This window comes from Mesorhizobium sp. WSM4814, assembly GCF_055811595.1.
In genome coordinates, this window is sequence record NZ_JBVVQT010000022.1 from 99419 (window position 1) to 109558 (window position 10140).

Here is a 10140-nt window from a genome sequence, read left to right on the forward strand (position 1 = left end):
GAAGGGAACAATCATGACGAAATCATCGTTTTTCGCATCCGCCAGCGCCCTTTGCCTCGGTCTCCTACTAAGCCTCGGCGCCGGTTCGCAGGCCAATGCGGCCGCCAAATGCATCAAGGGCGACCGCAAGGCGCCGTACACGATCGGCTGGGCCAACATTTATTCAGTGCCGACCTGGATGAAGCAGACACAGGGCACGATCGAAGCCGAGGTCGAGACCCTGAAGAAGCAGGGGCTGGTCGACAAGCTTGTCGTAACCGACGCCCAGGGCGACGCAAACGTCCAGATCCAGCAGATCCAGTCGATGATCGATTCCGACGTTGACGCCATCATCCTGATTGCCGGCTCGTCGACCGCGCCGGCGCGTGTGCTGGCGGATGCCTGCGCCAAGGGCATCGCCATCATCAACTTCGACAGCCTCGTCGACACCGACCAGGTGACCGCCAAGGTCAACACCGATTCCGCCCAGTGGGGCGATCAGGCGGCCAAGTTCCTTATCGACGCGATCGGCGGCAAGGGCAAGATCCTCATCCTCAACGGCCCGGCCGGCGTTTCGGTCAGCGACGATCGGCGCAAAGGCGCTGACGCGGCGCTCAAGGCCCATCCTGACGTCACGGTCCTTGCCGAGACCAATACACCCTACAATGTCGCGCCTGCACAGGAAGCCGTCACCAGCCTGCTGTTCGCCAATCCCGAGATCGACGGGATACTGTCGCTCGGCGGCGCCTTGTCGGCGGGCGCGGTGCTCGCCCTCGACAAGCAGGGCCGCGAACAAGTGCCGATCACCGGCGAGAATGCCCGCCAATTCCTCGAACTCTGGAAGGAAAAGGGCCTCAAGAGCTGGGCAACCATGCAGCCGAACTGGCTCGGCGCTTTCGCCACCTACACCGCCGTCCAGGCGCTGGAAGGCAAGGATGTGCCGGCTTTTGTCAAGATCCCGCTGCCGGTGATCGACAATTCCAATATCGATCAGTACCTCGCACGGGCGGCCGACTTTCCGGCCGACGGCTATATCTATTCGCCCTACGACGAGGAGTTGTTCAAGAAACTTCTGGCTGAGCAATAAGCCTGAAAGGTCGCAGAAAGTGCTGGCCACGGCTCCGCTTCTTGCCGCGCGGGGGGTGTCGAAGTCCTTCTTCGGCAATCCCGTCCTGCGCGATGTTTCCATCGCTCTCCAGCCGGGCCGCGTGCATGCGCTGCTCGGCGAGAACGGCGCCGGAAAGTCGACTTTGATCAACCTTTTGTCCGGTGCCTTGCGCCCGGACGGCGGGGCGATCGAGGTCGATGGGCGCCCGGTGTCGCGCATGAGCCCTGCCTATGCGCAACAGGCAGGGATTGCCGTCGTCCAGCAGGAACTCAGCCTGACGGCCAGCCTCTCCATCGCCGAGAACATCGGCCTTGGCGCCTATCCGCGCCGGTTCGGTTTGCTCGACTATCCCGAACTCGCAGTGCGGGCCAGGGCAGCATGCGACCTTGTCGGACTTCACGAACCGCTCTCGATGCCGGTCGGACAATTGTCGCTTGGCCGCCGGCAGATGGTGGAGATCGCCAAGGCGCTTTACCGCCGGCCGCGCGTGCTCATTCTCGACGAACCCACTTCGTCGCTTTCGGCAACCGAAACGAAAATCCTGACGGACCTGTTGGAGAGGCTGCGCGGCGAGGGCATCGCCATTCTCTACATTTCGCACCGGCTGAACGAAGTCATGGCGCTGTGCCAGCACGTCACCGTCCTGAAGGACGGCACCTGCACGGCGGACCGCACCCTGGAAGGAACCGACGCCAGAGGACTGGTACGGCTGATGGTCGGGCGCGACCCCGGCGACCTCTTTCCGCATTGGCAGCCTTCGGCATCGGCTGCCAACGCCATTTCGGTTCGTAATTTTTCGGCCGGCCTGATGCGCGACGTCGATCTCGACATCAGGACGGGTGAGGTGCTTGGCATCGGAGGCCTGGTCGGGCAAGGGCAGGAAGATTTGCTGCTCGGCCTCTACGGTGCCATTCCGGCCAGGACGGCATCCGCGATCGTTAAGGGGGCTTCGGGTTTGCCCAGCGGTGTGCCGAAAGCCAACGCGCTTGGCCTCGCCTATGTCCCGGCCGACCGCAAGCGCGAGGGCCTGCACCTGATCCATTCCATCATCACCAACATGATGCTGCCCGCTTTCGCAAGACTGCCGGCGCTGAAGCTGCGCAGCCGCCGTGCCGAGCGCGAGACGGCAAGAGGTCTCGCTGCCCAGCTTGGTATCAAGGGCGACCTCGACCGGCCGGCGCAGGCCCTCTCGGGCGGCAACCAGCAGAAGGTCGCGCTGGCGAAATGGATGCCGCACGACCCGCTTGTGCTTCTCCTCAATGACCCGACGCGCGGCGTCGATGTCGAGACCAAGCGCGAAATCTACATGATGCTTCGCAACTTCGCCGCCGCCGGCAAGGCGGTCGTGCTGCTCAGTTCTGACACACCCGAACTGGTGCACCTTTGCGACCGCGTCGCGGTGGTCCGGGAGGGTCACATCGTTGCCATGCTCGAGCGCGGCGCGCTGAGCGAGGAAGCGATCGTTTCCGCCGCGATGGGCGCCGAACAGCGAAAGGTGGCGGCGTGAATACGGTGGCTCCCTCAGGGCAAGCCGGCGCTCTTTACTGGCCGGTTCAACTGCGCCGCAATGTCGGCGTGCGCAGCCTGTTCGCCGTGGTTATGGCGTTCCTCGTCGCCTATGGCTTCCTCTTTCCTGGCCTCTTGACCGCCTCCGGCTTCGCCAAATTCACCCAGAGCTGGTTTCCGCTGGCGCTGGTCGCCATGGCCCAGGCGATCCTCATGCTCACTGGTGGCATCAGCCTGGCGATCGGCGCAATGGTCAGCCTGGGCGCGGTGATCGCCGCGACGACGATGACCGGGCCGCTGGGCATAGCCGGCGGTGCCGCTGCGGTGGCGCTGACCGGTGTCGGCATCGGTGCCGCAACCGGGTTCATTGTCGTGAAACTTCGGTTGCCGGCGATCGTGGTGACGCTCGCCGGCTCCTTCATCATCGGCGGTGCTGCGCTGCTCATCCTGCCGAGACCCGGCGGCGCCATTCCGGAATGGCTGTCGGACCTGCTTGCCGGCAACACGCCCGCAGCCTTCGTGCTGCTGATGCTCATAGTCCTTCTGTGGAAGCTCTATCTCGCCACGCCGCTTGGTTTGAGCCTCTATGCTGCCGGCGAGAATCCCGTCGGCGCCTATCGCTCCGGCGTGCCGGTCGATGGCGCACGGATAGCGGCTTACGCGATCAGTGGCCTGCTTTGCACAGGCGCCGGTCTGTTCGTTGCGGCGCAAACGGGTTCGGGTGATCCGGTCATCGGCACGGCCTTCACGCTGAATTCCATCGCCGCCGCCGTGCTCGGCGGCATCGGCTTCCTCGGCGGTCAAGGCACGATGCGCGGCGCTCTTGCCGGCAGCCTGCTGCTCAGCCTGATGATCAGTGTGATGTTCTTCCTCGGCTTCACGCCGGTCGCCCAGTATGTCGCACAAGGCCTCATCATCATCGGGGCGGTCGCCACCCCGCAATTCCGCAAGGTGCAGCAATGACAGCATGGAAAGAGAGCGCAGGCGGCAGGCGCGCCCTGACAATCCTGCGCAGCCGGCCTTTTCTCACCGTTGCCATCGTTGCCGCAGTGTGGATCGTCGCGAGCTTCGTTTCGCGTGGCTTCGGCGCCTATGGCCATTTGCGCTATCTGGTCGAACTGGCCGCGGTAATTGGCCTGGTTGCGGCGGGCCAGACCTTCGTGGTGATTGCCGGTGGCATCGACCTTTCCGTCGCGGCTATCGTCACAGTGAGCGCCGTCAGCCTGCCGCTGCTGTCGTGGCAGGGGGATCCGACCGGGCTCACCGCCGTCCTTGCCGTCCTTGCGTTGACGACGACAATCGGTCTGGTGAACGGGCTGGGCGTGGCGCTGTTGCGCGTCCATCCGATGATCATGACCCTGGCCATGGCGACATTCCTGCAGGGTCTGCTGATCATCATCGCCGGCGGCAGCGCCGTGACCGCCGAAAACCCGCTGGTCCGCTGGCTCGGCAATGCGCGGCCGGCCGGTATTCCCGCAGGTGTGCTCTTGTGGGTGGCCGTCTCCGTGATCGTTCTGGCCGCAATGCATGCCACATCCTTTGGCGCACGGCTCTTCGCCATGGGCGCCAATCCGCTCGCCGCGGCACTGTCGGGGGTTCCAGTAACCTCGACGACGCTGGCGGTCTACGGCATCAGCGGCTTCAATTCAGGGCTTGCGGGCGTGCTGGTGCTCGGCATGAACGGGCAAGGCTATGTCGGGATCGGCGATCCCTATCTGCTCGCCTCGATTGCGGCCGTGGTGCTCGGCGGCACCTCGATCCTCGGCGGGCTCGGCACCTATGCCGGCACCATCCCCGGCGCCATCCTGCTGGTCACGATTACGGCTCTCATAACCGTCGTCAACGCATCGCCGGGCTGGCGCAGCATCCTGTTCGGTTCGCTGATCCTGGGGCTGCTGCTTCTCTCAGGCAGGGAGCAGGCCCGCCGATGACATATCGTCAAGCCGGTAGATGCGCCTTGCGTTGCCGAAGAACAGCGCCGTCTGCTCGTCTGCGGAAAGCTCCCCGGCAATGGCCTTGAAGCTGTCATATACTGCATCGAACGACGCGTGCAGACCGGCCACCGGGAAGTCACTGCCGAACATCGCGCGCCGCGTGCCGAAACAGTCGATGCAATGCATGACAACCGGCTTCAGGCTGTCGAGCGTCCAGTCATGATCGTAGGCGACCAGATCCGATATCTTGATGGCGACGTTGTCACACTGGGACAAACGCCGAACCCCTTCGCGCCACGCCCGCATTCCGTCGGCGTCGCGATCGATCGGGCTGCCGCAGTGGTTGAGAACGAACTGCTGGTTCGGATAGGCCGCTGCAAGGCGCGCTGCACCGGCGAGCTGGCGCGGAAACACCATCAGGTCGAAAACCAGCCGGTGGCCGGCAAGCAGCGCCAGGCCGGCGCGCCAGGCTGGGTCGTCCATGATGTCATCACGGGCAGCGAAACGGCGGGCGGGATCGGGATCCCAGCTCAGTATGTCGCGCACGCCGACGACACGGTCGAATGCCGCCTGCGCCTCGACCAGCGCCGGGGCTTGGCGGTTCGCAAGCGGAACGTGAACGACGTAGCGGGCGGCCACGCCCCGCGACTTGCCGAGCGTTTCAAGCCATCGCGTTTCGCCGACGCAGTCATCCCCGGCCCAACCGGCCTCGACATGGACGGCGGCGACGACATTGTGCCGGCTGGCGTCGCGCAAATAGTCCTCAGGAAGATAGTTTCGCCGCAAGGGGCCCAGCTCGCCCAGGCCGCCGCGTTCGCCAGCCGTTGTGGCGAGCCAGGGATGGCGGCCGAGGCCGAGATCCCAAAGATGATGGTGGGCATCGATGATCGGTCCGGAGTAAGGCTTTGGCACGCATCTCTCTCATGCTGTGGCCGGCATCGGAAATCGAACCGGACTTCATCCTGCGAAGGCGAAAGGACTAGCATCGGATGACCGAAAACTCACCCGTACTGTCGCTCGCGACCCCTGAAAATTTCCTGCTCGACGATCGCATCCGCGGCGTGCCGCCCGGCACCTTCGGGCTGGACAGCAGCCTTGTCGCATCTGAGCGCTGGCATCCGGCTGACGGGCGCATGTCGTTGCCGGTGTTGACCCTCGACGAGGAGGCCTTCATCGCCAATAGTGATCTGTTTCTGCGCTACGCGCGCGAACAGGGCGCGATGATCGCGCCGCATGCCAAAACCCCGATGGCGCCAGACCTTGCTCGATCGTTGGTAGAAGCCGGAGCATGGAGCACGACCGTCGCGGATATTAGGCAGGCCGCAGTGATGCTCAGGGCCGGCCTCACACGGCTGATCATCGCCAACGAGGTTGGTGGATCAGGCGGTGCGAACCGGCTCGCGGCGCTGGTTGGCGCCTGGCCAGGCGTCGAGCTCTTCGTCTTCGCCGACTCGATCGCCGCCGTGAATGCGCTTGCCGAAGCCTGGCGGGCCAATGCGACGCTGCCGCCGTTGCGCGTGATCGTCGACCTCGGTGCGGGGAGGGCAGGCGCGCGGACCACGACGCAAGCCGAGGCGATCGCCGATGCAGTTGATGCGGCCGGCGGACGGCTGCTGATCGCCGGCGTCGCAACCTACGAAGGTGCCGCGGCGCAACCCGATCCTGGCCGCACTGATGCGGCGATCTCGGCTCTGCTGGCGATGACCGCCGACATGTTCCTGCGGCTGCGCGCCCGCGTCGGCGGCGACGTGCCGCTGGTCGTCACGGCCGGCGGCTCTGTGTTCTTCGACAAAGTGGTCGCAGCACTTTCGCCCACCGTTTCCAGGGACAGCAATGCGACGCTGGTGTTGCGCAGCGGCGCCATCTTCTTCCACGACCATGGCATCTATGACCGCTCGCTTGTTGCACTCGATGCCCGCAAGGGTTTTGCGGTCGGCGGCGTCGGTGCTTCCGCACGAAATTCGTTTCGTCCGGCTTTGCGCCTGTGGGCCGAGGTGCTGTCGCGGCCGGAGGCCGGCCTTGCGATATGCGGCATGGGCATGCGCGACGTGTCGTTCGATCAGGGCTTTCCGATGGTGCTCGCGGTCTTCCGGGCCGGGAAGCCGCTGCCGATACCACGCGCCGAGGTCTTCAAGCTCAACGACCAGCACGCCTTCCTGACAATCGCGCAGGGCGACGACATTGCCGTTGGCGACGTCGTTGAATTCGGCATCTCCCATCCCTGCACCTGCCTCGATCGCTATCGCGTGATCTTCGGCGTCGACGCGGCCGGGCATGTCCGCCACGCCTTTCCCACCTATTTCGGCTGACCGGAGCTTGCGGCGGCCCCAAAGAAACCTCGAAAGGATCCGATATGATCAAGTATTTCCAGTCCGGCTCCCGCATGTCGCAGGCGGTCGTCTATGGCGGCCTCGTCCACATCGCAGGCCAGGTAGCCGACAATCGCAAGGCCGGCATCGAAGACCAGACCAGCGATGTGCTCTCAAAGATCGAGGCGCTTTTGGTCGAGGCCGGCAGCAGCAAGTCAAAGCTTGTGGCGGTCAACGTCTTCCTGCCGCAGATCGGCGACTTCGAAGCCATGAACAGCGTCTACGATGCCTGGGTGGATCCTCAACGCCTGCCGGCGCGGGCCTGCGTCGAGGCGCGTCTCGCCGATCCCGACCTCCGCATCGAGGTCACCGCGATCGCCGCCGCCTGAGTTGCCGCCATGCACACCGGCCTCACCCATACGCTCGACTTCGACCGGGACGGCAAGACATCAGGTTATCTCAGCATTCCGTTCTCGATAGACCGTTCGCCCTATTTCCAGGTCAAGGTCCCGATCTGCCTCATACGCAACGGTGAAGGCCCGTCGCTGCTTCTGATGGCCGGCAATCACGGTGACGAATATGAGGGCGAGCTGTCGCTGGCAAAGCTGATCCGCCGGCTCGATCCCAAGCGGCTCAAGGGCCGCGTCACCGTCCTGCCGATGGCGAACGCACCGGCGGTCATGGCCGCCAAACGCTGTTCGCCGCTCGATGGCGGCAATCTCAACCGCGCCTTTCCCGGCGATCCGTCGGGCGCGCCGACAAGCCGGCTTGCCAATTTCCTGGAGACGGAACTGTTTCCCCGCCACGACGTCATCTTCGATATTCATTCGGGCGGCACCTCGATGGAGCATCTTCCCACGGCGCTCATCGAGCGCAATACCGATCCCGATAGGCATGGGCGCGGGGTGGAGCTGATGCGGGCGCTCGGCATGCCGTACGGGTTCGTGGCCAACAATGGTCAGGCCTCGCCAACCTCGATGGGCGCAGCCCGCCGGGCCGGTGCCATCGGCGTCAGCGGCGAGTTCGGCGGCGGCGGCACTGCCACAGTCGAGACGATGGCGATTACCGCTCGCGCGATCGACAGTCTGATGGTCGCCACCGGCGTGGTCGAGGCGCCGGTTCTCGCGCCGGAGTCGAAGCCTTCGGCGCCGACGCGATTGCTCTCGCTTTCCCGGCACAGTCAGGGCCTCTACGCCACCCGCCGCGGCTGGTTCGAACCCGCCGTCAGGCTCGGCGACGGCGTGAGCGCCGGACAATTGGCCGGCTGGTATCACGACCTCGAGCGGCTCGATCTGGCCGAGGAGGCCCTGCATTTCGCCGAAAGCGGTATCGTACTTTCGCGCCGGCTGCACACGATGTGCGAGGCAGGAGATTGCCTTTTGCAGATCGCCGAACCGGTGGAAGGCTGACAGGGAAACCAACCGGCGTTTGCTCACGGCGCCATTGCAGAAAACTGAGGATATTTCATGCAGCTTTCGATGTGGACCTACCCCTGGGATGTCCAGGATCTGGGCTTGGAGACAGTCGAACGCGATCTCGTCGAGCGCGCCAGGCTCAACATGATCAGTCTCGCGACCTCCTATCATGCCGGTCGCTTCCTGCAGCCGCGCAGCCCACGCCGCAAAGCCTATTTCCCGGAGGACGGCACGATCTACTTCAAGCCAACCGCCGCCCGATGGGCCGATCTCGTGATCCAGCCGAAGGTGGCCGAAATGATCACGGAAGGTGGCGACGTTCTGGCCGAACTTATCCAACAGCGCGAGGCAGGCGGCCTCCAGGTGTCGTGCTGGACGGTCTGCCTGCACAATACCCGCCTCGGCATGCTTTATCCGCAGGCCGTCACCCGCAACGCCTTTGGCGATCCCAATTATTACAATCTGTGCCCGTCGCATCCGGATGCGCGCGCTTATATCCGCGCGCTCGTCGCCGACGTTACGCACACTTATAAGCCGGACAGAATCGAACTTGAAAGCCCGTCCTTCATGGGCTTTGCCCATGAATACCATCATGAGAAAGATGGCGTCGGGCTGACGCCGGAAGACGACTTTCTTCTGTCGCTGTGCTTCTGTCCGTCCTGCCTCGCCCGCGCCGCTTGTGCCGGCATCGAAGGCCAGGCGGCGCGTGACCTCGTCAAGCAGTGGATTGCCGAGGCGTGCGAGCGCGCGGTGCCTGAACGGCGCTTTCCAGAATTTCCCGCAAGTGGCCTCGACACCTTTTTGCCCTGGCCGCATCTCCACGCCTATCTGTTGTGGCGGTTCGAGCCGGTGACCAGTCTTGTCGCCGAACTGCGCGAGGTTGCCGATCCGGGGACCCGTGTCCTCGTCATCGACCTGCGAGACGGCTGGCTCGGCGGCTGCGATCTGGCAGCGCTCGGCAAGGTTTGCGACGGGGCGATCCTTTGTGCCTACGACATGCAGGCCGGCGACGTGACGGGCCTTATGGCGGCTGGCCGCACCGCGCTCGGGGCAGAGAAATTCCTCGGCGCCGGCTACCGGCTCTTTTATCCGGAAATGGCAGGCCCCGAAATTCTCGCCGCCAAGGTGAAGCCGGCGGTGGCGCCGGACGTCGACGGTATCAATTTTTACAATTACGGCCTTGTCCCCGCCGCACGACTCGATTGGGTGCGTGCAGCGCGACCTGGCTGAACAAACGATCCGTGTGCCGCAGTCGAAAGCGCGTCGCGGCTGAATGGATTCATGCGAGGCGCTTTAAGTCATTGTTATGCATGACAGCGCTGTCCTGCCTCGCGACCTGTCATTTCCCTCGGCTCCATCACCTCGTGCTATCCAGGCCGGGCTGACGCGCAGCGAGAGGATGGACGCGATCGCTGGCCTCGTTCTGAACCTGGCAGCCCTTAGCAAACACCCTGCTCGGAGATTGAGGGGGCTGCCAGACCGGCGATAGCCCGGTGTTTCGCCAGGCAGCGCATGACACGGTCTTCAGCGCGTGTGCCGCACAAGATAGGGTTCGACCAAGGCGCGTATTTCCGCAGCAGGCGCCGCTTCGCCGGCAGCGCGCAGCGCCCGTTCGTAGCGTGCATAGTCGTCGACCGCGCCTTCGAAATCACCGCGCGACAGCTGCTCCCTGATCAGCGCCTTGCAGACGGGGCCGGCATCCGGATAGAGGTCCAACGCCCTCAAATAGATCGAGCGCGCTTCCTGGGCGTTGCCGGATGTCTCCAGCCGCTGGCCGATCCGCAATCCAAGATCGATCAGATCGCGACGCACTTTTTCTGCGGCGGCGTGCGACCAGAAGCTGGCTCGCTCGTGCAGAAACAGCGGACCGGGGAATGCGAGGAAGAGCG

The 10140-nt window shown here is 64.5% G+C and carries 10 protein-coding genes; 8 read left to right on the forward strand and 2 right to left on the reverse strand.

The features are described 5' to 3' along the window. The first annotated feature begins 13 nt into the window (after window positions 1-13). Genes AC0L2V_RS26235 through AC0L2V_RS26250 form a run of 4 tightly spaced genes read left to right on the forward strand, consistent with a single transcriptional unit; the run spans window position 14 to window position 4524 of the window. Complete coding sequence (locus tag AC0L2V_RS26235; protein WP_091597270.1) at window positions 14-1066, forward strand: ABC transporter substrate-binding protein; 1053 nt, start codon at window positions 14-16, stop codon at window positions 1064-1066. A gap of 19 nt (window positions 1067-1085) precedes the next feature. Beyond that, on the forward strand, window positions 1086-2594 hold the full coding sequence (locus AC0L2V_RS26240) for a sugar ABC transporter ATP-binding protein (protein ID WP_473521593.1): 1509 nt from the start codon (window positions 1086-1088) through the stop codon (window positions 2592-2594). 5 nt (window positions 2595-2599) lie between these two features. Continuing rightward, the gene (locus tag AC0L2V_RS26245; RefSeq protein WP_413468425.1) at window positions 2600-3556 is read left to right on the forward strand and encodes an ABC transporter permease; all 957 of its coding nucleotides are present in this window, start codon (window positions 2600-2602) and stop codon (window positions 3554-3556) included. After that, on the forward strand, window positions 3553-4524 hold the full coding sequence (locus AC0L2V_RS26250) for an ABC transporter permease (protein WP_208602530.1): 972 nt from the start codon (window positions 3553-3555) through the stop codon (window positions 4522-4524). Before AC0L2V_RS26245 ends, AC0L2V_RS26250 begins: the two co-directional genes overlap by 4 nt. On the opposite strand, the gene AC0L2V_RS26255 is transcribed toward AC0L2V_RS26250, so the two are convergent. Then, a complete protein-coding gene (locus AC0L2V_RS26255) occupies window positions 4498-5439 on the reverse strand; it encodes an amidohydrolase family protein (RefSeq protein WP_473521594.1) in 942 nt (313 codons plus the stop codon). The genes AC0L2V_RS26250 and AC0L2V_RS26255 overlap by 27 nt on opposite strands. A 77-nt stretch (window positions 5440-5516) precedes the next feature. On the opposite strand from AC0L2V_RS26255, the gene AC0L2V_RS26260 reads away from it, so the two are divergent. Genes AC0L2V_RS26260 through AC0L2V_RS26275 form a run of 4 tightly spaced genes read left to right on the forward strand, consistent with a single transcriptional unit; the run spans window position 5517 to window position 9481 of the window. After that, entirely contained in the window at window positions 5517-6836 is a 1320-nt protein-coding gene (locus tag AC0L2V_RS26260; protein WP_473521595.1) for an alanine racemase, read from the forward strand. 44 nt (window positions 6837-6880) lie between these two features. Continuing rightward, window positions 6881-7225: a RidA family protein gene (locus tag AC0L2V_RS26265; RefSeq protein ID WP_473521596.1), complete on the forward strand. Its 345-nt coding sequence runs from the start codon at window positions 6881-6883 to the stop codon at window positions 7223-7225. A gap of 9 nt (window positions 7226-7234) precedes the next feature. Further along, window positions 7235-8245: a succinylglutamate desuccinylase/aspartoacylase family protein gene (locus AC0L2V_RS26270; RefSeq protein WP_473521597.1), complete on the forward strand. Its 1011-nt coding sequence runs from the start codon at window positions 7235-7237 to the stop codon at window positions 8243-8245. A 57-nt stretch (window positions 8246-8302) separates the two neighbouring features. Further along, window positions 8303-9481: a hypothetical protein gene (locus AC0L2V_RS26275; protein ID WP_473521598.1), complete on the forward strand. Its 1179-nt coding sequence runs from the start codon at window positions 8303-8305 to the stop codon at window positions 9479-9481. A 294-nt stretch (window positions 9482-9775) separates the two neighbouring features. Here the strand turns inward: AC0L2V_RS26275 and AC0L2V_RS26280 are convergent. Beyond that, on the reverse strand, window positions 9776-10140 hold a 365-nt coding region (locus AC0L2V_RS26280), incomplete at its 5' end, for a hypothetical protein (protein ID WP_473521599.1).